The sequence below is a fragment of the Miltoncostaea oceani genome (assembly GCF_018141545.1).
GTDB lineage: Bacteria > Actinomycetota > Thermoleophilia > Miltoncostaeales > Miltoncostaeaceae > Miltoncostaea > Miltoncostaea oceani.
This window is the reverse complement of the sequence record NZ_CP064356.1, coordinates 940,424-959,747: the sequence shown is the minus strand read 5'-3', so window position 1 is coordinate 959,747 and position 19,324 is coordinate 940,424. Positions and strand designations below refer to the sequence as shown.

The 19,324-nt window shown below is 75.3% G+C and carries 25 protein-coding genes, 1 tRNA gene and 1 pseudogene; 12 read left to right on the top strand and 15 right to left on the bottom strand.

Going from position 1 to position 19,324, the window contains the following annotated elements; all coding sequences use genetic code 11:
- Window positions 1-87 precede the first annotated feature (87 nt).
- Both IU369_RS04860 and IU369_RS23230 read right to left on the bottom strand, forming a co-directional pair.
- Window positions 88-161, bottom strand: a tRNA-Ile gene (locus IU369_RS04860).
- Between the two features lie 47 nt (window positions 162-208).
- Window positions 209-1,045 carry a tetratricopeptide repeat protein gene (locus IU369_RS23230; protein WP_246551344.1) on the bottom strand — a complete coding sequence of 279 codons (837 nt, stop codon included), beginning with the start codon at window positions 1,043-1,045 and terminating at the stop codon, window positions 209-211.
- Between IU369_RS23230 and IU369_RS23800 the strand changes: the two are divergent.
- Together IU369_RS23800 and IU369_RS23225 are read left to right on the top strand one after the other, a co-directional pair.
- Window positions 948-1,349, top strand: a pseudogene (locus IU369_RS23800) (helix-turn-helix domain-containing protein); the annotation flags it as partial. The gene IU369_RS23230 and the pseudogene IU369_RS23800 sit on opposite strands and share 98 nt — an antisense overlap.
- A 21-nt stretch (window positions 1,350-1,370) precedes the next feature.
- A complete protein-coding gene (locus IU369_RS23225) occupies window positions 1,371-1,739 on the top strand; it encodes a cupin domain-containing protein (RefSeq protein ID WP_246551342.1) in 369 nt (122 codons plus the stop codon).
- A gap of 23 nt (window positions 1,740-1,762) precedes the next feature.
- Here the strand turns inward: IU369_RS23225 and IU369_RS04845 are convergent, their stop codons facing one another.
- Together IU369_RS04845 and IU369_RS04840 are read right to left on the bottom strand one after the other, a co-directional pair.
- Window positions 1,763-2,635, bottom strand: a complete 873-nt coding sequence (locus IU369_RS04845) for a cupredoxin domain-containing protein (RefSeq protein WP_217923442.1) — start codon at window positions 2,633-2,635, stop codon at window positions 1,763-1,765.
- Window positions 2,632-3,579: a multicopper oxidase domain-containing protein gene (locus IU369_RS04840; RefSeq protein ID WP_217923441.1), complete on the bottom strand. Its 948-nt coding sequence runs from the start codon at window positions 3,577-3,579 to the stop codon at window positions 2,632-2,634. The genes IU369_RS04845 and IU369_RS04840 overlap by 4 nt, the downstream gene beginning before the upstream one ends.
- 237 nt (window positions 3,580-3,816) lie before the next feature.
- Between IU369_RS04840 and IU369_RS04835 the strand changes: the two genes are divergently transcribed.
- The 4 genes from IU369_RS04835 (at window position 3,817) to IU369_RS04820 (ending at window position 8,221) form a co-directional block, all read left to right on the top strand.
- On the top strand, window positions 3,817-5,856 hold the full coding sequence (locus IU369_RS04835) for a hypothetical protein (RefSeq protein WP_217923440.1): 2,040 nt from the start codon (window positions 3,817-3,819) through the stop codon (window positions 5,854-5,856).
- An 85-nt stretch (window positions 5,857-5,941) separates the two neighbouring features.
- Window positions 5,942-6,229, top strand: coding sequence for a hypothetical protein (locus IU369_RS04830; RefSeq protein WP_217923439.1), 288 nt, complete (start codon window positions 5,942-5,944; stop codon window positions 6,227-6,229).
- Between the two features lie 145 nt (window positions 6,230-6,374).
- Window positions 6,375-7,364, top strand: a complete 990-nt coding sequence (locus IU369_RS04825) for an ATP-binding cassette domain-containing protein (protein WP_217923438.1) — start codon at window positions 6,375-6,377, stop codon at window positions 7,362-7,364.
- The gene (locus tag IU369_RS04820) at window positions 7,361-8,221 is read left to right on the top strand and encodes an ABC transporter permease (protein ID WP_217923437.1); all 861 of its coding nucleotides are present in this window, start codon (window positions 7,361-7,363) and stop codon (window positions 8,219-8,221) included. Before IU369_RS04825 ends, IU369_RS04820 begins: the two co-directional genes overlap by 4 nt.
- Before the next feature lie 27 nt (window positions 8,222-8,248).
- Here IU369_RS04820 and IU369_RS04815 read toward each other — a convergent pair whose 3' ends face one another.
- From IU369_RS04815 to IU369_RS04800, 4 genes are all read right to left on the bottom strand, one after another.
- Entirely contained in the window at window positions 8,249-9,019 is a 771-nt protein-coding gene (locus IU369_RS04815) for a transglutaminase-like domain-containing protein (protein WP_217923436.1), read from the bottom strand.
- Window positions 9,020-9,137: 118 nt separating this feature from the next.
- Window positions 9,138-10,145, bottom strand: coding sequence for a DUF1385 domain-containing protein (locus tag IU369_RS04810; RefSeq protein WP_217923435.1), 1,008 nt, complete (start codon window positions 10,143-10,145; stop codon window positions 9,138-9,140).
- Window positions 10,146-10,304: 159 nt separating this feature from the next.
- Window positions 10,305-10,619 carry a hypothetical protein gene (locus IU369_RS04805; RefSeq protein WP_217923434.1) on the bottom strand — a complete coding sequence of 105 codons (315 nt, stop codon included), beginning with the start codon at window positions 10,617-10,619 and terminating at the stop codon, window positions 10,305-10,307.
- Window positions 10,620-10,645: 26 nt separating this feature from the next.
- Entirely contained in the window at window positions 10,646-11,143 is a 498-nt protein-coding gene (locus IU369_RS04800) for a hypothetical protein (protein ID WP_217923433.1), read from the bottom strand.
- Between IU369_RS04800 and IU369_RS04795 the strand changes: the two genes are divergently transcribed.
- A complete protein-coding gene (locus IU369_RS04795; RefSeq protein WP_343233198.1) occupies window positions 11,128-12,513 on the top strand; it encodes a pentapeptide repeat-containing protein in 1,386 nt (461 codons plus the stop codon). The genes IU369_RS04800 and IU369_RS04795 overlap by 16 nt on opposite strands.
- 29 nt (window positions 12,514-12,542) lie before the next feature.
- Here the strand turns inward: IU369_RS04795 and IU369_RS04790 are convergent, their stop codons facing one another.
- Both IU369_RS04790 and IU369_RS04785 read right to left on the bottom strand, forming a co-directional pair.
- On the bottom strand, window positions 12,543-12,764 hold the full coding sequence (locus IU369_RS04790) for a hypothetical protein (protein WP_217923431.1): 222 nt from the start codon (window positions 12,762-12,764) through the stop codon (window positions 12,543-12,545).
- Window positions 12,765-12,872: 108 nt separating this feature from the next.
- The gene (locus IU369_RS04785; RefSeq protein ID WP_217923430.1) at window positions 12,873-13,514 is read right to left on the bottom strand and encodes a hypothetical protein; all 642 of its coding nucleotides are present in this window, start codon (window positions 13,512-13,514) and stop codon (window positions 12,873-12,875) included.
- Window positions 13,515-13,642: 128 nt separating this feature from the next.
- Here IU369_RS04785 and IU369_RS04780 point away from each other — a divergent pair, with 128 nt between their 5' ends.
- The 3 genes from IU369_RS04780 to IU369_RS04770 all read left to right on the top strand — a co-directional run bounded on the left by IU369_RS04780 (window position 13,643) and on the right by IU369_RS04770 (window position 14,732).
- Window positions 13,643-14,062, top strand: a complete 420-nt coding sequence (locus IU369_RS04780) for a hypothetical protein (RefSeq protein WP_217923429.1) — start codon at window positions 13,643-13,645, stop codon at window positions 14,060-14,062.
- 130 nt (window positions 14,063-14,192) lie between these two features.
- Window positions 14,193-14,471, top strand: a complete 279-nt coding sequence (locus tag IU369_RS04775; RefSeq protein WP_217923428.1) for a zinc ribbon domain-containing protein — start codon at window positions 14,193-14,195, stop codon at window positions 14,469-14,471.
- 90 nt (window positions 14,472-14,561) lie between these two features.
- Window positions 14,562-14,732 (top strand): hypothetical protein, encoded by a 171-nt coding sequence (locus IU369_RS04770; RefSeq protein ID WP_217923427.1) that lies wholly within the window; start codon window positions 14,562-14,564, stop codon window positions 14,730-14,732.
- A gap of 16 nt (window positions 14,733-14,748) precedes the next feature.
- Here the strand turns inward: IU369_RS04770 and IU369_RS04765 are convergent, their stop codons facing one another.
- The gene (locus IU369_RS04765) at window positions 14,749-15,045 is read right to left on the bottom strand and encodes a GYD domain-containing protein (protein ID WP_217923426.1); all 297 of its coding nucleotides are present in this window, start codon (window positions 15,043-15,045) and stop codon (window positions 14,749-14,751) included.
- Window positions 15,046-15,144: 99 nt separating this feature from the next.
- On the opposite strand from IU369_RS04765, the gene IU369_RS04760 reads away from it, so the two are divergent.
- Window positions 15,145-15,471, top strand: coding sequence for a hypothetical protein (locus IU369_RS04760; RefSeq protein ID WP_217923425.1), 327 nt, complete (start codon window positions 15,145-15,147; stop codon window positions 15,469-15,471).
- 6 nt (window positions 15,472-15,477) lie between these two features.
- Here IU369_RS04760 and IU369_RS04755 read toward each other — a convergent pair whose 3' ends face one another.
- Genes IU369_RS04755 through bcp form a run of 3 tightly spaced genes read right to left on the bottom strand, consistent with a single transcriptional unit; the run spans window position 15,478 to window position 16,874 of the window.
- Entirely contained in the window at window positions 15,478-15,822 is a 345-nt protein-coding gene (locus IU369_RS04755; RefSeq protein WP_217923424.1) for a rhodanese-like domain-containing protein, read from the bottom strand.
- The gene (locus tag IU369_RS04750) at window positions 15,809-16,408 is read right to left on the bottom strand and encodes a hypothetical protein (RefSeq protein WP_217923423.1); all 600 of its coding nucleotides are present in this window, start codon (window positions 16,406-16,408) and stop codon (window positions 15,809-15,811) included. The genes IU369_RS04755 and IU369_RS04750 overlap by 14 nt, the downstream gene beginning before the upstream one ends.
- A gap of 1 nt (window position 16,409) precedes the next feature.
- Window positions 16,410-16,874, bottom strand: coding sequence for a thioredoxin-dependent thiol peroxidase (gene bcp, locus IU369_RS04745; protein ID WP_217923422.1), 465 nt, complete (start codon window positions 16,872-16,874; stop codon window positions 16,410-16,412).
- Window positions 16,875-16,950: 76 nt separating this feature from the next.
- Here bcp and IU369_RS04740 point away from each other — a divergent pair, with 76 nt between their 5' ends.
- Window positions 16,951-17,571, top strand: a complete 621-nt coding sequence (locus tag IU369_RS04740) for a GNAT family N-acetyltransferase (RefSeq protein ID WP_217923421.1) — start codon at window positions 16,951-16,953, stop codon at window positions 17,569-17,571.
- Here IU369_RS04740 and IU369_RS04735 read toward each other — a convergent pair.
- Window positions 17,540-19,252 (bottom strand): sensor histidine kinase, encoded by a 1,713-nt coding sequence (locus IU369_RS04735; RefSeq protein WP_217923420.1) that lies wholly within the window; start codon window positions 19,250-19,252, stop codon window positions 17,540-17,542. The genes IU369_RS04740 and IU369_RS04735 overlap by 32 nt on opposite strands.
- Window positions 19,253-19,324 lie beyond the last annotated feature (72 nt).

Here is a 19,324-nt window from a genome sequence, read left to right as displayed (position 1 = left end):
GTGATTGGTGCGGTTTGGTCGGTGGGGGCCCGAGAAGCCTGATCCGCTAGCCGGTGAGATCGCCGAGACGAAGCCGGTCCGGCGAAGTGGGCGCGGCAGGACTCGAACCTGCGACCCAGGGATTATGAGTCCCCTGCTCTGACCAGCTGAGCTACGCGCCCTCGGGGCGGATCATGCCGCGTGGACGGGGGCGGCGTCCCGGGGGGCGTCAGGGGGTGGCGTCGAACTCGACCTGCTCGGTGGCGGCGAGGAGGGCCCGGGCGGTGCGGCCGAGGCGGGTGTCCGGGCCGAGCTGCGCGGTGCGCTCGAAGGCCCCCTGGGCGACGTCGACCTGGCGGCGGTAGAGGGCGACCCAACCCTGGTTGAACGCGACGAGCTGGCTGTCCGGGTTCGCGGCGGCGAGGGCGTCGATGCGGCGCGCGACCGCGGGGAGGGCGTCGGGGCCGCCGGCGGTGCCGGCGACCATCACCAGGCCGAGGCGGGCGGCGAGGCTCCCCGGGTCCCGGTCGAGGGCCGACTGGTACGAGAACCGCGCGCTCTCCGCGTTGCCGAGCAACTGGAGGACCGACCCCAGCTCCACGAGGCGGTCCGGGTTCCCCGTCCCCATCGCGCTCTCCCGCAGCTTCACCGCCTGCTGCACCGGGTCGAGGCGGGCGATGTCGTCGGGGAGCGCCCGGCCGAGGACCATCGCGAACGCCGGCAGCGCCACCGCCTCGTCATCGCCCGCCGCCGCCCCGTCGCCCGCCGCCGGCGCCTCGCCCGCGGGGGCGTCGTCCGGGGTGGCCGCCGCGGCGGAGTCGGGGACGCCGACGCCCTCGGGGGCGACGGGCCGCGCCTCGTCGACCGCGCCCGCCCCGACGGGGGAGTCGAGGGCGCTCGCCAGGCCGATCGCCGCCCCCGTCGCCAGCAGCCACACGCCGAGGATCAACGCCAGGCGCCGCGGGGGGATCCGCAGACGGCGCCGCGGATCCGACTCCGGGCCGGCCAGCGGCGGCGACGACGCGGCGTCGCCGGCGGGCGGGGTCGTCGGGACCTCGTCAGCCACGGGCCCCCGACCGACCATCTGTCGGCCGTCCCCCGGCTGCGATAGAACACCCTTCGGTCCGGACGATCGATGCGTCGCGCGAGGAGTACCACTGCCCCAGCCCGACAGCGACACCGAGCTCTGCCTCCGGACACTCGGCGAGACGCTCCGCGGCCTCCGCACCGAACGGGGGCACTCGCTCGGCGACGTCTCCGCCGGCACCGACCTCTCCCCCTCCTTCCTCTCCCTCGTCGAGAACGGACGGAGCGACATCAGCACCGGCCGCCTCTACCGGCTCGCGCGCTTCTACGGGGTCGGCATCGACGAGCTGCTCGACACCGGGGCCGTGCGGGAGGCGACGATCCTGCGCGCCGAGGAGCGGATGGACGGCGGCCCACCACGGGACGGCATGCGCGCCCACCCCGTCGCCGACCGCCACGACGACCTCGCCATGGCCCCCGTGATCTACGAGTACGCCCCCGGCGCCCGCATCCCCCGCCCCGCGACCACCGACGGGACCCAGCACTTCCTGTTCGTCGTCCGCGGCACCGTGGAGATGGTCCTCGACGGCGGGGACGAGCCGCTGCGGCTCGGCGCCGGCGACTCCGCCTACTGCGGCGAGCAGCCCGTCACCGAGGTGCGCAACGCCGGCGACGGGCATGCGCTCGTCGTCTGGGTGTCGAGCCCGCCCACCGCGGGGCCCGGGCGCACCTGACGCCCGGGCCCGCGTGGAGGGCCCTACCGGAACGACAACCCCGCCGAGCTGGCCGCCGCCAGGCCCTTCGCCGGCAGCAGCGTGACGCGGTACCTCCCGGCGGCCTTCGGGACCGTGACGGTCGCCTTCCCGCGGCGGTTGATGGTGACCTTCTTCGCCTTCACCCAGCGGAACGTGTCCGTGTTCAACCGCTCGAGGTTGCCCTTCGCCGCCTTCGCGGGCGTCACGGTCACCGCGATCCCCCGCTTGCCGGAGCGCTTGATGACCACCTTCGGGGCCACCGGGATCGTCAGCGTCGGGCTGAGGCCCTCACCGACCCGGGCGCGCAGGGTCGCGCCGGCCGTCAGGGGCCGGGTGACCACGTGGTACGACCCGTCCGCCGCGACCGTCCCGCTCGCCACGGCCGTCCAGGCCCCGCCCGCGCCGAGCGCCTCGATCGCGACCGCCGTGCCGGGCGGCGTCCCCGGGGCGGCGCCGTGCACCGACGCCGTCTTCCCCGCCCGCACCTGCTTCGGGCCCATCAACGTGACCGTCGAGACGACCAGGCTGCCGCGCATGTAGGCGTGGAACGTGCAGTTGTACGTGTACGTCCCCGCCGCGGCCGGCGCCGTCAGCACGAACTTCGCCTTCGCGCCGAGCGTCCCCGAGTCGAAGATCCCCGGCACGTCCGAGGTGACCGTGTGGGGGTTGCTCCCCGAGTTCGTCCACGTCACCGACTGCCCCGGCGCGACGACCGTCTCACCGGGGCTGTACCCCGCGTCGTTGATGGTGACGGCGGTCGCGCCCGGCGCCATCGCCCCCCCACCGGGGTGGGTCATCTGCCCGAGTATCGGGGCGGCCCCGGCGAGCAGCGCCGCCGAGGAGATCGCCGTCAGGACCACGATGCGCTTCGTCATTTCGTCACCTTGAAGAGTCCGATCATTCCGTTCATCTGATGGGACTCGACGTGGCAGTGGTAGAACCACGTGCCCGGCGCGTCCTCCTTCCAGCGGATCCGGAACGAGCCACCGGGTCCGATCTCCTCCGTGTCCTTCGGGGTGCCGGCGTCGTTCAGCCAGCGGTGCCCATGGACGTGGAACGTGTGGAACGTGTCGCCCATCGCCAGCACGTTCCATTCCACGGTCTCGCCGACCTTCGCGCGGAACGTCGGCGTGTTGCCGATGAACGCGCGGCCGTTGATCGTGTCGAAGCCGTTGTGGCTGCTGAACGCCACGATGAAGCGGCGGTCCGGCGGCTTCTCCTTCCTCCCCATGATCACCACGGCGCCGTAGAGGCCACGCGGGATGCTGTCGTGCATCGTCGACGAGTGGTCGTGGTACGGCCACGCGCCGCGGCTCTGGGGCCCCGCGGTCAGCCGGTACGTGAACGACTGCCCCACCGGGACGTTGCCGCCCTTGCCGGTGATCTGCGGGATGAACGCCCCGTCGCTCGCCGGCTTGTAGGTGAACGCGTGGAAGTGCATCGAGTGCTTCTGCCGGAACGTGCGGTCCTCGTTCTTGAAGTGCACGAGCAGGCGGTCGCCCACCCGGGCCTCGATCACCGGCCCGGGGATGCCGTCGTTGTCGCCCGAGCGGGCGGTGTTCGGCAGCGGCTTGCGCCAGCCGCGGGTGTAGGCCCGGTAGACGACGGCGTCGAGGAAGCGCTGGTCGAGCGGGACCTGACGCCCCATGAGGGCGTCGAGGCCGTTCGGGGCCACGTCCACGCGGACGTTCACCGCCTTGATCCAGTACTGGCGGGTCGCGCCCTCGGCGCGTCCCGGCAGCACCACCGCCGCGAACGCGAGCGGCGCGAGGAGGGCGGCGAGACTTACGCGGCGGGCACGGAACATGGACGTCGGCATGGGCCTCCTGGGACTCGTGGCGGATGTCACGCGCGGTGCGGACGCCAGCATCGGGAGGCCGTCGGGCCCCGTCAACTGCGCGGCCAGAATATTCGTCACATCCGACCGTTGACCGCGTGGAAAGCGGGCTTTCGATCGGGTAACCCAGATGGATGCCCCCCTCCTGTCCATAAAAGTGGCCACCCCGAGGTAGCGTCGCGCCGTTCGTGACAACGATGACAAGTGGAGGGGGTGCACGTGGATCGGAGATGGGTCTCGCTGCTCGCCACGGCCTCGGTCCTCGCGGGGGGCGCGCTCGTGCTGAGCGCCACCTCCGACGAGTCCGTCGCCGCGAAGGGGCCGCCGGTGGACTACATCGAGGGGCAGGTCACCTCGGGCGCGAAGAAGCCCGAGGCCGGTGTGTGGGTGATCGCCGAGTCGAAGCCGGCCGGCACGCTCATGCGCAAGATCGTGGTCACGGACCGCAACGGCCGCTTCGTGCTGCCCGAGCTGCCGAAGGCCACCTGGAAGGTGTGGGTCCGCGGCTACGGCCTCGTCGACTCCGGGAAGACGGCCGCCAAGCTCGGCGCGGACCTCTCGCTCAAGGTGAAGCCGGCCCGCACCAAGGTGCAGGCCGCGAAGATCTACCCGGCCAACTACTGGCTGTCGATGCTGAACCTCCCGAACGCGAGCCCGGACTACGCATCGCAGTTCAAGCTCTCGTGCATGCTCTGCCACCAGATCGGGATCAAGTCGACCCGGCTCCCCACCCGTGACGCCTTCGACCACGGCACCAAGAAGGCCGGCACGATGTACGGGACCAGCCTCGGCCTCGGCCGCGAGGCGTTCCTCGACTCGCTCGCCGACTGGGGCGGGCGGATCGCGAAGGGCGAGACCCCGAAGAGCGCCCCGGCGCGTCCGAAGGGCCTCGAGCGCAACATCGTCATCACCCAGTGGAACTGGGGCGACAAGTGGGCCTACGCCCACGACGAGATCTCGACCGACAAGCGCAACCCGCGCGTCAACGCCGAGGGCCCCGTCTGGGGCGTCGACATCGGCAACGACCGCCTGCTGCGGGTCGACCCGAAGACCAACAAGTCGACGGCCATCAAGGTCCCGACGCGCAACGGCTACAACACCTCCTGGTGCGACGCGACCAGCGGTCCCGGACGCCCCGCCGGCTCGGGCGGCTTCCAGACCCTCGGTTGCCCCGCCACGGCGGTCGGTGGCGTGAGCGCCTACGTCGGGCGGTACCAGAACCCGGCGAACCCCCACAACCCGATGCTGGACGCGAAGGGCAACGTGTGGGTCACGACGCAGATCCGTCGTGAGTGGCAGGAGGACATCCCGGCGCAGTGCAAGACGGACCCCGCCATCGCCGGCAGGTCGCACCACCGCCAGCTCGGGTACTACGACCCGAAGGCGAAGAAGTGGTCGCTGATCGACACCTGCTACGGCACGCACCACCTCCAGTTCGACAAGAAGGGCGTGCTCTGGACGAGCGGCGACTCGTACGTCCTCGGGTGGTTCGACCCGAGCAAGTACGACCCGAAGCGCCCCGAGACCGAGGCGCAGGCCCAGGGCCACGCCGAGGTCAAGGTCGACACCAACGGTGACGGCGTCGCCGACAAGCCCGTCGTCGGCTTCAACTACGGCGTCATCCCGAACGACGTGGACAACAGCGTCTGGACCGCGCAGCCGAGCACCGGCCCGCGTGGGCTCCTGGTCCGCTACGACAAGGCGACCGGCAAGTTCGAGTCGTACATCCCGCCGCCCCCGGGCTCCGGCCCGCGTGGCGTGGACGTCGACTCGAAGGGCATGATCTGGGCGGCCATGGGCGGCTCCGGTCACCTCGGCCGCTTCGACCGCTCCAAGTGCACGCAGACGTGGGGCAACGGGGAGCAGTGCCCGCAGGGCTGGACGTTCTACAAGCCGCCCGGTCCCCTGCTGGCCCAGTCGACGCCCGCCGACCAGCGGACCGCCGACCTCCACTACTACCTCTTCGTCGACGTGCACGGCACGTTCGGCATGGGCAAGGACGTGGTCATCCTCAACGGGACGAACTCGGACTCGCTCCAGATCTTCCAGCCGAAGACGAAGAAGTGGACGACCCTCCGGGTGCCGTACCCGCTGAACGCATACCAGCGGGGCCTGGACGGCCGGATCGACGACCCGAAGGCCGGTTGGAAGGGTCGCGGTCTCTGGTTCAACGACGGCCTGGACCCCGTCATCCACAACGAGGTCCAGCACGGTTGGCTCGGCCACGCGCAGATGCGGCCGACGCCACTGGCACGGTGATCCACCTGCCCTCCCCCTCCTCCGGTGACGGAGGAGGGGGAGGGTGGTCCCGTTCCCGGCATCCCACGGCGGGAGGTGTCACGACATGACGATCGGTTTCGACGCGGGGCCGCAGACCACGCCGCGGCCCACGACCGACGCGGTGGTCACCGCGTTTCGCGCGCGGGCGGAGGACATCCGGCGCGCCGAGCTGACCCGGGCGGGGTCCCGCTGGGAGGGACGCTCCGCCGGCGACCTCCAGCGGCTCGAGGCCATGACGGCCGACCTGGTGGACGCGCTCGTCGCCGAGCTCACCGGCCGCCTCGGCCACACGTGGGCCGACGACCCGGCCCGGCTCGAGAGCGCCCGCTACCTGCTCGGGCTCGACGGGTAACGAGGCCGCAGGGCACAACCCGGGGGACACCCCCCACCCTCCCCCGGCATGGGCGGTGCCGCGGCCACGACCCACCGGCGATGAGTTCGACGCCCGGTGGCAGTCGTATCGTTCACCGACCACGTTCACAGAGGAGAGGAGCGAGGTGACGACCACAGACACCCTCGCGATCGAGGCCACCGGCCTCGGCAAGTCGTTCGGCTCCACCCGCGCCGTCGACGGGGTCGACCTCGAGGTCCGCAGCGGCGCCGTCTACGGCGTGCTGGGTCCCAACGGGGCCGGCAAGACGACAACCATCCGCATGCTCGCGACGTTGCTGCGCCCCGACGCGGGCACCGCGCGCGTGCTGGGCCACGACATCGTCACCGACGCCGGCGCGGTCCGCGCCCAGGTCAGCCTGACCGGGCAGCTCGCGTCCGTCGACGAGGACCTCACCGGGCGGGAGAACCTGGTGATGATCGCGCGCCTGCTCGGCCACTCGCGGGCCCACGCGAAGGCCCGCGCCGACGAGCTGCTCGGCGCGTTCGGCATCGAGGAGGCCGGCGGCCGCCTCGTGAAGACCTACTCGGGCGGCATGCGCCGCCGGCTGGACATCGCGGCGAGCATCGTCGTGACACCCCGCCTGATGTTCCTCGACGAGCCGACGACGGGCCTCGACCCGCGGTCGCGCAACCAGGTGTGGGACATCGTCCGCGCCCTGTCCGCCGAGGGCACCACCATCCTGCTCTGCACCCAGTACCTCGACGAGGCCGACCAGCTCGCCGACCGCATCGCGGTGATCGACCGCGGCCGCGTCATCGCGGAGGGGACGCCGGCGCGGCTCAAGTCGTCCGTCGGCGGCGGGACGCTGCACGTGCGGCTGCTCGACCCCGACGACCGCGACCGGGCGGAGGGGCTCCTCGCCGCCTCGCTCGGCGAGGCCCACCGCGAGTCCGACCCCTCGGCGCTGTCGGCGCCGTGCTCCGACGCCGACCGCGCGGCGGGCGTGCTCGCCCGCATGTCGCAGGAGGGGATCGGGATCGCCGACTTCTCGATGGGGCAGCCGAGCCTCGACGAGGTCTTCCTGGCGCTGACCGGCCACCACGCCGACGGCCCCGCCGGCGACGACGCCACCCGAGAGGAGGTCGCGGCATGAGCGACGCACCGGCGGCATCCGCACCCCCCGCGTCCGCGGCGGCCCCCGCCGTCGAGGACGCCGCCATCCGCACCGCCCTCGCGTCGAACCCCCCGGCGTCGGGCGCGAGCCCCCTGTCGGCGGTCCTCACGTTCGGCTGGCGCGGGATGCTGAAGATCAAGCACGTCCCCGAGCAGCTGATCGACGTCACCCTGACGCCGGTCCTGTTCACCCTGCTCTTCACGTACATGTACGGCGGGGCGATCTCCGGATCGACCGACGAGTACCTGCAGTTCCTGCTGCCGGGCACGCTCGTCATGTCGGTGCTGTTCACGACGGTCTACTCCGGGGTGTCCCTCAACACGGACATGACGAAGGGGGTCGTCGACCGCTTCCGCTCGCTGCCGACGTGGCGGCCCGCCCCGCTGGTCGGCGCGGTGCTCGGCGACGTCCTGCGCTACCTGCTCGCGGGCCTCGTCGTGATCGCCGTCGGGCTCGCGCTCGGCTACCGGCCGGAGTCGTGGGGCGGCATGGTCGTCGCCCTCCTCCTCCTGATCGTCTTCTCGGTCGCCCTGTCGTGGGTGTTCACGACGGTGGGGCTGCTGATGCGGGCGCCGAACGCCGTCATGAACACGGGCTTCATGGCGCTGTTCCCGCTGATCTTCATCAGCAACGGCTTCGTGCCGCAGGAGACGCTGCCGGACTGGCTCGAGACGATCGTGGAGATCAACCCGATCTCCCACGTCGTGACGGCCGTCCGGGGCCTGATGGACGGCACCGCGTCCGGTGGCGACATCGGCCTGGTGCTGATCGAGGCGGCGGTGCTCGCCGCCATCTTCGCCCCGCTCACGACCCGGCTCTACCGCACCCGCGGCTGAGCCGTCCGCGTCCCCGGGCCCGCCGGCCTACCCGGCGGGCCCGAACGCGGTGACCGCGACGGCGTCCAGGGCGAGCCCGCCGCTGGACGTCGCCCACGCCACGTCCGCGGCGTCACGGCCGGTCGCGATGCGCACCATCGTCGGCACCGGCGCGAGGCCGGTGACGTCGAGGAGCCGCCAGGCGGTGCCGTCGTGGGCCTCGAGCAGGGCGTGGAAGTCGGGCGGCTCGAGCAGCGGCGCGTAGGCGGCGACCACCCGCGCCGGCACCTCCAGGGCCCGCAGGAACGTCACCGCGAGGTGGGCCATGTCGCGGCAGACGCCCGCCCGCGCGAGGAGGGTCTCGTCGGCGGCGGTGAGGCCGTCGCTCGCACCCGACGTGTACGCGATGTTGTCCCGCACCCAGTCGGCGACGGCCGGGATGAGCGCACGGGTGCGCGGCAGCCCGCCGAAGAGCGCCTCCGTCGTCGGCCCGAGGGCGTCGGAGGGGCAGTACCGGCTCGGCAGGGTCCAGTCGATCAGGTCGAACGGCAGGTGCCCCCGCTCGGGCAGGGCGACGTCGTCCCTCGGGCAGGCGCGGTCGTCGCCGTCGACGCGCACCTGGGTGGAGTACCGCACCGTCACCGGTCCACCGGGGGCGTGGAGGCGCAGGGGGCGCACGCCGAGGGGCGTCGTCGGCCCGCGCTCGACGTCGGCGCCCGTCACCTCGAGCTCCTCGTCGGCGATGGTCTGCTGGTCGGCGGCCTCGCCGACGCGCAGGAGCAGCAGGGCGCTGCCCGGTCCGTCCGCCGTCCATGACATGACGGATCCGACCGTCACGGGAGCACCGGGCATCGCCTGACCTCCGACCTCGGGTGCCCCCACCGCGCGGCATCCTGGCACAGCGCGGCCGGCCGGGGCCCGCGGGGGCCGGGGACCCTCAGGCGAGCGGCTGGGGCTGTCCGATCGTCGCCGGGTCGCGCGACCCGGCGGCGGCCGGCGCCGCCGCGGGGGCGGGCTCCAGCGCGACGGCGAGGGCGGCGCACGCCACCTCGAGCTCCGCGGGGTCGGGGTGCCGCGTCGTGAGCCGCTGGGCCCACATGCCGGGCCACGAGAGGAAGCGGAGGCGGCCCTCGGCGCGCATCGCCGCCTGACGCTGCAGCTCGAATGCAACGGCGGTGACGATCGGCGCGCCGAGCAGGCGGGTCGCGATCAGGGCGGGGTAGGTGAAGACCCCGGTGATCGCAAGCACCGCGCCGTAGATCACGATCGAGACCATCGCGGACACGACGAGGAACGACGTGCCGCACCGGGGGTGGAACCGGCTGAAGCCGGCGGCCGCGGCGGCGGTGAGGGGGTGCCCGGCCTCGTGGGCGGCGATCGCCTGGTGCTCGGCGCCGTGGTACTTGAGGATCTTCCGGAAGGGCCGGAAGAGGCTGAGCACCATCAGCATCCCGAGCAGCAGCATCAGGCGGATGGCGGCGTCGGCGACGATGAACGCCGCGCCCTCGAGCCCCGCCTCCTTCGCGATGACGATGGGCCCGATCCGGAACGCGGCGATCTGGATCCCGGCCCCGAGGAGGGCGCCGAAGCCGACGGCGACCTTGCCCCAGAAGCCGAGGCCCTCGACCTCCTCCTCCCGCGGGCCGCCGGCGATGGTGGCCCCCTCCGGCGCGCCGGTGGCGGTCGCGAGGGCGGCCTCCTCGGCGGCGACGAGGGCGGAGGGGTGGGACGGCGCGGGGCGCGTCTCCTCCCAGCGGAGGCGCTCACCGATGCTCATGGCCTTCTGGCCGGTGCTGAGGGCGGTGCGGATCGCGACGACGCCGCGCATCAGCGGCAGGCGGGTCCAGCGTCCGCGGGGCGGCTCGACGTCGAAGGCCTCGGTCACGATGGCCCCGTCGTCCTCGCGGCGGACGGCGACGCCGACGCGGTTCCGGGTGCGCATCATCACGCCACCCGGCAGCGCGCTACCGCCGACGGTCTCGGGGACGGCCTCGTCGTGCCTGTCGCGCGGAATCGCAATCCTCCCGATGGGGCCGTGCGCCCACCTCATCGGCGCCCGATCGCAGAAGTGTAGGGGACGGTCCCGGGGCTCCCGCCCCGTCCGTCACGCGCCCCCGGACGCCCGCGCCGGGCGCTTCTCCATCGAGACGGCGAGCTCGACGAGCTGCGCGTCGCCCATCCCCGCGACCTTCAGCGCCTCCTTCGCGAGGCGGCTGCCGTCGCGGGCGGCGTCGGCCATCCCGAGCCGCACCTGGATCCAGAAGACCGCCGCGACGCGCCGGCGGCGGCGGTCCTGCGTCGACTCCTCGACGCCGTTCGCGCCCGGCATGCCGCCGAGTGCGGCCGACAGCAGGTCGGCGGCCCCGGCATCGAGCGGCCGGCTCGACGTGGCGGTGAAGCTGATGCGGTAGTCGGTCATGCCCCTCCCCCTCGGACGCCGACAGCCTACCCGGGCCACTCCCGTGCCCACCGCACCGCCGCGGGGAGGTCGGGGCACGCGTCGAGGCCGTCGAGCGCCGCGACCCGGTCGCCGGGCGACGCCTCCACCCGCGCGAGCCAGCCCCAGACCCCGGGGGCCCGCCGGGCGACGATCCCGAGCCGGTGGCCGGGCGAGGGCGCCCCGATCGCGACGTGGACGTCGCGGATGCCGGGGTGGGCCGCCACCACCAACGTGATGCGGCCGTCCCGGTCGAGGAGGTACGGCCCGGCGCCGTCGCTGAGGACCACGGGGAGGGTGATCTCGACGAGCGCCGTCTCCCACGCGGCGGCGTCCATCGCGGCGAGGGCCTCCGCCGCCGCGGCGCCCTCGGTCCGGGTCACCCCCGGGAACCGCGTCGCGCCGTCCGGCATCGCGAGCGCCCAGCGGCGGGTGGCGTCGGCCGACCCGGCGGGCGCGGAGGGGCTGGCGACGACCTCGACGGGCCCGGGTGCGGCGGCGCTCACCCCCCGAGGATAGGCGGGAGCGCCCGGGCCCGGTGGGGGAATCCGCGGCCGCCGCCGATGACAGTGGGAGCCGCGGGGCCCGACGCGGCTCCGCACCGCACCCCCGCGCCACGCGCGCCCGACGGAGGCACCGCCCGCATGCACGCACGCCGCCCCGCACGTCCCGCCGCCGCAACCGACCTCACCCGGGGCCTCCGCGCCCACGAACGCTGGCTGGCCGGCGCGCGCGGCGGGCGACGCGCCGGGCCGGGGCTCGCGCTCCGGCGGGCGACCTGGCGGGCGTCGACCTGTCGCGCGCCGACCTGCGCGACCGCGACCTGCGGGGCGCCGACCTGCGGGGGGCCACGCTGGAGCGCGCCGTGCTCACCGGCGCGGACCTCCGCGGCGCGGCGCTCGACGGCGCCGACCTGTCGCGGGCCGCGCTCGGCGGGGCGCGCCTCGACGGGGCGACGGTGCGCGACGCCCGTCTCGCCCACGCCGACCTCACCGGGGCGAGCCTGCGCGACACGGACCTCACCGGCGCGTGCCTCGCGGGCGCCGTCCTGGAGGGCGCCGACATGTGCGGCGCCGCGCTCGCCAGCACCGACTGGGGGAGCGACGGCGGCAGCCCCGTCGCCGCGCCTGCGGGGGCGCACCGCATGGACGGCGCGATGTTGCCCGGCGCCGACCTCGCCGGGTTCGCGCTCGCGGGGGCGGACCTGTCCGGGGCCGACCTGGCCGGCGCCGACCTGCGGGGCACCGACCTCACCGGGGCGTCCCTGTTCCGGGCCCGGCTCACGGGGGCGCTGCTCGCCCGGGCGGTGCTGCGCGGCGCAGACCTCACCGCGTGCACCCTCGACGGGGCGGACCTCGCCGGTGCCGACCTCACCGGCGCCGACGTCACCGACGCCGTCCTCGCCCGCGCCGACCTGCGCTCGGCCCGGTTCGACGACCTCACCGGCGCGCGCCTGCGGGACGCCCTGCTCGGCGGATTCAACCGCGGCCGCACGCACGGCCCGGCGAGCCTCGGCCGGGCCCCCGGCCTGCACGGCGCCGACCTGCGGGCCGCCGACCTCACCGGCTTCGACCTGCGCGGGGCCGACCTGCGCGGCGCCGACCTCACCCGTGCCCTGCTCGCCGGCGCCGACCTCGCCGGGGCCCGGCTCGACGGCGCGACCCTCGCGGGCGCCGACCTGACGGGCGCCGTCGCGACCGGCGCCTCGCTGACGGGGGCCCGCCTGCTGGCCGCCGTGCTGCGCGACGCCGACCTCACTGGCGCCGCGCTCGGCGGATGCGACCTGACGGGCGCCGACCGCACCGGCGCCCGCATCGACGCGTCGTCCGCGACCCGGCCCCGCGGCGCGGGGTTGCGGGTCGTGCGGGCGGCCTGAGCCTGGGTCACGACGGATCCAGGCCGAGGTCACAACCCGGCCGACGCCTTCTTGATCGCGTCGCCGATCGCCTTCTTCAGCGCGTCGCCGACGCCCGGCGCCCACCCCCTCGACGCGACGGCCACCGCGCCGATCAGCAACGTCACCATCACGACCACTCCGACGTACTCGACCGTCCCCTGACCCCGCTGCGCGCCCCGCGCCCGGTCGGTCAGGCCCAGCGCCGCCGCGTGCAGCCATGCCGCGATCACGTACCCCATCGTCCCGTCTCCCTCCGTCGTGGTGTGGACCACCCCGATCGTGCGCCCGGGGCCTGCGCGGTCGCGACACCGGTGTGTGCCGGACCCGCGCCGTCTCCGTCACGGCGCCGGTGCGTCACGGGGTGCGGGCGGCCGCGGCGCCGGACGCCGGGCGCCCTGCCCGACCCGGCGACGGGCGAGCGCCTGCAGGCCCTCGATCGTCGCGTCGGCGGCGGCCGTGCCCGCGTCCCGCAGGCCGGTCCGGGTGCGCTCCCCGGGCGGCATGCGGCGCAGCCGCTGCACGTAGTGGTAGGCGTCGCCGCCGCGCGCGAGCGCACGGCGGGCGAGCCCGCCAGGGGTGAGGACGTCGAGGCCGGGGACCGTCGGCGGGCCGAGCGGGTCGCGCACCAGGTCGCGCAGCCGCTCGACGAGGCGGCGGTTGTAGGCGCCCGAGAACTCGCGGCGGCCGGCCAGGTACGCCCGGGTCGCCGACCGCGCGCGGCTCCCCGCGCCGCGGAGGACGTCGCCGATCGGCTCGTCCGCGCCCTCCTCCCCGTACGGCACCGCGGGCAGGGCCCAGTACCGGATCCCGTCGGGGAACCCGAGCGGGCGGGACGCGTGACCGATGACGTCGGGCGGGTGGTCCGGCGCGGTCACGGCCCCCTGGAGCCAGACCGTCGTCGCCGCGATCGCGATGACCAGGGCGATCACGATGCCCACCATCTCCACCGCGGCCTGCCCGCCGACCCGTCGTGCGTCCATGGGGCCACGCTAGGCGCGACCCCCGCGACGACTCCGCACACGATCGCGCCGGAATGCGCACGTCACCGCACCGCCCGCCGGGGTAGAATCGACGGGCGACGCCACGCCGAGTGCCCGAGGAGGCGACGATGACGGTCCTGGACAGCATCGCCAAGCAGGCGAACCGCCTCGCGACCGACGTCCAGGCGTCGCTCAAGCGGGCCCGGGTCGAGGGGGAGCGGCGGCTGCTGCAGCGCCAGCACCGCGCGGCGCTCGAGGAGCTCGGCGAGCGGGCCTACGAGCTCGTGCGCTCCGGCGCCCTCCCCGAGGAGCCCCTCGCCACGGAGATCGGCGCGGTCGAGTCGAAGCTCATGGAGATCGAGGCGAAGGTCGCCGAGATCGACGCGCTCCGCACCGAGGAGGAGGGCGACGAGGCGACCCCCGCGGCCGCCGAGGACCCCTCCCGCACGGCGTTCCCGATGGTCGACACCCCGCCCCCCGCCTCCGGGCCCGGCCCCGGGTGGGAGGCCGCCGAGAAGTTCTTCGGGGACGGTCCGCCGCCGTCCTGAGCACCGCCGTGGGACGTGTCACACCGGGCTCGGAGGGCGTTGATCGTCCCGGGGCCGGGTGTATGCTGACCGCACGTCGTGCGCCTGCGTGCGGCGGGTACGGTCACGCAGTGCAGAGGGAGCCCCCGGCGTGAGAGCCGAGTCCGATCTCCAGGGACACCACCGCTCCGAGGCTCCCGGGTGCCACCGTTGCGGCCTGCCGCTCCTGGCGGACGCGCAGTTCTGCCCCTACTGCGAGCGCTGGCTGGACGAGGGCGGGCTCCCGCGCCTACTCGCCAAGCGCCGCACCGGATCGACCGGCGAGGGCCGCCGCATCGCCGGCGTCCCCGAGCGAGTACTCCTCGTGGTCGGGTTGACGGTCTTCACGCTGCTCGCCGCCGCGAGCATCGTGGCCGCACTCGCCACCTAGCCGCCGCACCGCCCCACGGGCCGTGCATCCCCCAGGGGTCCCGCCGCGCTGCGCGCGCGGACCCGCCGATCGCGCGACGGAGGTCGCTGAGTGCCGAGTCGAGAGACGACCGAGCTGTTCCACGTGGGTGACGAGGTCACGGGCGCGTTCCGCTGCGCCGAATGCGACCTGCTCGTCCACTCCCCCCGCGAGAACGACGGGGTGCTGGTGCTGCCGCCGTGCCCGCTGTGCGCGTCGGAGTCCTGGCGGGCGGCGGGGTGACCCGCCGCCCCGGGCCTCAGGGCTCGGGGGACTCCAGGGAGGCGAGGAACTCGTCGACCGGGATGGCGACCATCGTCTCGAACGTCGCGCTGCCGCGCGAGGCGAGCTCCGTCGTCACCCGGGAGATGACCCGCTCGTCGGGCGCCTCGACCTCGCTGAGGAAGTCGTAGGCGCCGAGCAGCGCCCACTGGCGGACGACGCGCCCGCCCAGCCGCTCGATCTCGCGGTTCACCTCGAAGAGGCGCTCGGGCGTCGCGGCGAGGGTCTGCAGCCCCTGGGGGCTGAGGGAGGCCAGCAGCAGGAAGGTCCGCACGCGCCGAGTCTACGCCCGTCGGCGGCGCGGGGCGTGACGGCACCGGTCCCGCGGCGGGGGCTACACTCCCCCCGCCAGGCCCCACGCCCCGAGGTGAGCATGCTGCGCGACGACGACGCCACTCCGAACGCCCTCCAGAAGGCGCTGCTGGAGTACGACCCGACCACGCTCGAGACCGCGCTGATCGAGTGGACCAAGGAGCACTGGCCGATGGCGGCCCGCGCGATGGTCTACAACCGCGCCGAGGCCGACAAGACCGTCGAGGGCGTCAGCGGCATCCGCAGCGACGACGCCCGCCTCGCGCTCGAGGTCGCCGCCCGGGTCGCCATCTCGGAGCGCGAGCTCCTGTGCCGCGGCATCGCCGCCGTGCTCCCCGAGTGGCTCGAGACGACCTACGGCCTGCGCCCGCGGGGCAGCGCCGAGTAGCTCCGCTCAGGCGGGTTTCGGCTCGACCGGGTAACCGGCGTCCTGCCAGGCGGACCAACCGCCGACCAGGACGCCGACCCGGGAGCGCCCGTTGTCGAACGACCACATGGCGATCTTGAGGCTCGTCGCCTCGCCCGGGCGGTCGCAGTAGAAGATCAGCTCCCGCCCGGTGGGCAGGTCGCCGATCTGGGACTCGAACTCCATCGGGTCGATGCGGATCGCGCCGCGGATCTGCTCCTCCGCGTCCCGGTAGCCGATGTCGCGGACGTCGACGGGCTGCACCGCGTCGCCCATCTTGAAGGCGGCGGCGAGGTCCACCGGCTGCCAGCGCGAAACGTCATCCCAGCCCATCCGACCCCCCGGTCCGCGTCGATGCGGCCAACGCTACCAGCCGCTCCGCCTCCTCCAGGGAGGTCGCGCCGGCGAGGTCCCGCACCCGCGCCGCGTACGCGTCGGTGAGGGGGGTGCGGACACCCGCCTCGATCGCGCCCCGCAGGTAGCCGATGCCGTTGCGCGGCCCGGTGCCGACGCTCGCGACGGCTCGCAGGGCGAGGGCGTCCGGGGTCATGTCGGGGGCCGGGAGGTTGCGGGGCAGGCCCGCGACGAGGACCAGCAGGTCACCCGGCATCTCGACCTGGAGCACCCCGCGTCCCGAGGGCAGCCCCTCGCGCTCGGCGAGGGCGTCGACGGCGGCGCCCAGCCCGACGCCGGCGCCGAGCACGAGCAGCGCCCCGTCCACGGGGGCGCCCCGCGGGTGGGGGACGAGCACCGGTCCCCCGCCCCACCGCCGCGACGCCCTCCCGTACTCGACGGGGAAGGGCGTGCGGCAGGGGCGCCGCTCCACGATCAGCGCCGCCAGCTCGGGACCCGGGGTGTGGAGCAGCGACCCGTAGGCGAGGATCCCGATGGGACGCTGCGGGACGGGGTCCGTGAGCACGTCAGGCGGTGGCCAGCTCCAGCACGGAGGCGGCGTGTCCCTTCGGCTTCACCTTGTAGAGCGCGTCCTTCAGGACCCCGTCGGGCCCGATCACGAACGTGCTGCGCTCGACGCCCATGTACGTCTTGCCGTACATCGACTTCTCCACCCACACGCCGTACGCCTCGGCGACGGCGTGGTCCGCGTCGCTGAGGAGCGTGAACGGCAGGTCGTGCTTGTCGCGGAACCTGACGTGGCTCGCGACGGGGTCGGGGCTGACGCCGATCACGCGGACGCCGGCGGCGTCGTAGTCGGCGCTCATGTCCCGCAGGCCGCAGGCCTGGGTGGTGCAGCCGGGGGTGTCGTCCTTCGGGTAGAAGTAGAGGACCACCGTCGTCCCGGCGAGGTCGGACAGGCTCACGGTGGAGCCGTCGTCGGCCGGCAGGGAGAAGTCGGGGGCCGGCTGTCCGGCCTCGAGTCGCGCCATGGTCACCTCCGTCGTGGGGGCACGCCCCCAGGCTAGCGAGCGACCGGGACCCGGCGGGCGCCTACCATCGGTCGTGATGCCCGCCGACCCGACCGTCCCCCTGGTGCGCCCCGCCCGTCCCGGCGACGCCGACGCCGTCGCCGCCCTGACCGCGGAGGCCCTCGCCGCGAAGTACCGGCCCGCCTTCGGGCGGCACGCGGAGCGCGGGATCGCGGCGCTGCTGCTGAGCGACGTGGACGGCGGCGGGACCTCGCACCACTGGGTCGCAGAGCTCGACGGGCGCGTCGCGGGCGCCGTCCACCTGGTGCTCGAGGAGGACGCGGGCCTCGACTACCTGCGGGCGGTGCGGTCGGCGATCGGCGCGTGGCGGGCGCTGCGCGCCGTGATGGTCCTGAGCTTCCTCGGCCACGGCCGCATCCAGCCGGAGGAGGCCTACATCGACGAGCTGGCCGTCGCCGCGTGGGCGCGCCGCCGCGGCGTGGCGCGTGCGCTGCTGCGCCGCTGCGAGGAGGAGGCCGCCGCCGCCGGGAGGACCCGGCTGACGTTGTGGGTCACCCTCGACAACGCCCCGGCCCTGCGGCTCTACGCGACCGCCGGCTTCATGGAGCGGCGGCGGCGGCGCTGGATCACGGGGCGGCTGGTGTTCGGCTCCCCGGGGGCGGCGTTCATGGCGCGGGAGCTGCCGCGGAGACCGTGACGCCGGTGTCCGCCGGCGCCACGCCCGGCGTGGCGAGGGCGGCGGGCAGCTCGAGGCGGGCGCGGCCGCCGGGTCCGGCGGCGAGCTCGAGGTTGCCCCCCAGCCGCTCGGCGAGCGCCGCGGCGACGCCCAGGCCGAGCCCGGCGCCGGGGAAGCCGCTGGAGCCGGTGCCCCGGGCGAAGCGCTCCGTGACCAGGTGCAGCTCGTCGCCGCGCATCCCCGGTCCCGTGTCGGAGACGGTGAGTGCGACGCGGCCGCCCGGCAGGGCGCGGCCCGCGAGTGTGATCGTGCCGCCGCGGGGCGTGAAGGTCGCGGCGTTGGCGATGAGCTCCGTGAGGATCTCGTGCGTGAGCGCCGCGTCGGTGCGCAGCGGCGGCAGGTCGGTCGGCAGGTCGGTCTCGAGGCGCAGGCCGCGGTCGCGGAGGCGCCGGTCGAAGGCGGCGCCGAGGCCGTAGGCGAGGCCCGCCACACCGACGGGGCGCATCTGCACGGGACGTGCGCGGGGGTCGTCGGCGGTGCCCCGCAGCATCCGCCCGACGAGGCGCTCCATCCGGTCGCCGGCCACCTGGATGCGCCGCACGGACGCCTGCGCCGTCGGTGGAACGTGGCCGGCGAGGTCGGAGGCGAGGGCCTGGATCTCGCTGACGGGGGCCTGCAGGTGGCGGGCCGCCGAGCCGGTGACCTGGCGGCGCAGCGCCGCGAGGCGCGCCTGCTCCGTCCGCTCGCCCACCGCCACGACGCGGCCGCCGGGGACCGACCACGCCTCGATCTCGAACGCGCGGCCGTCGGAGAGCGCCAGGCCGCGCGCGACGGGGCCGGACGCGCCGAGGCCGAGGCGGACGGCGTCGTCGACCTGCGCCGCGTCGGCGGGCGTGAGGCCGGCGACGAGGCGCTCGAGGGCGTCGTTGCGGATCAGCCCGCCGGAGGGGGTGCGGGCGGCGACGGGGTGCGCGAGCGGGGCGATCGCGGCGCCGAGCGCGTCCATGCGCGCCTCCGCGGCGGCGCGCAGGTCGAGCGCCCGCTCCGAGACGGCGGCGGTGGCGGCGCCGAGGCGCCCCCACCCACCGGTGCCTCCGGGCAGGTCACCGGGGGGGCGGCCGGCGGCGATCGACTCGAGCGCGACGGTCGCGTCGTGGAGGCGGCGGTTCGCCCGTGCCCCGAGCAGCCACGCCGCGAGGCCGGCGAGCAGGGCGAGGCCGCCGATCGCGATCCCGACCGGCAGCGCCGACGCCCCGATGGTGCCGGCGCCCGGGCGCAGGCCCTGCCGGAGCACGACGGCGCCGCCGCCGGCCAGCGGCCGGCGCGCCTCGACCGCGCCGTCGCGGAGCGTCCAGCCCGACGCCGTCGCCGTCGCGAGCGCCCCCGGCCAGGCGGCGCCCGCGGCGTCCCAGACGCCGGGGTCGTCGCCGGTCTGGATGCGCACGCGTCCCGCGGGACCGACGAGGCGCGCGTCGGCGCCCGACGCGGCGAGGGCGGCGCGGGTCGCGGCGGTGCGACCCGGGTCGATGGTGCGGGCGAGGTCGTCCGCCGTGCGGGCGAGGGGCGCCGCGGTGCGCGTCACCTCGCGGCGGAGGTCGAACCCGAGTGCGAGGCCGGCGACGATCCCGAGCGCCACGGCCGTCGCCGCGGCCGCCGCGATGGCGGCCCGCCACGGGCGGCGGGGGCGGGTTTCCTGATGCATCGTGTGGCAGGGCTTCGCCCCGCGCGGGCGAAAGCCTTCCCCGCCGCCCCCGCGGGGGACGGCACGAGGGAC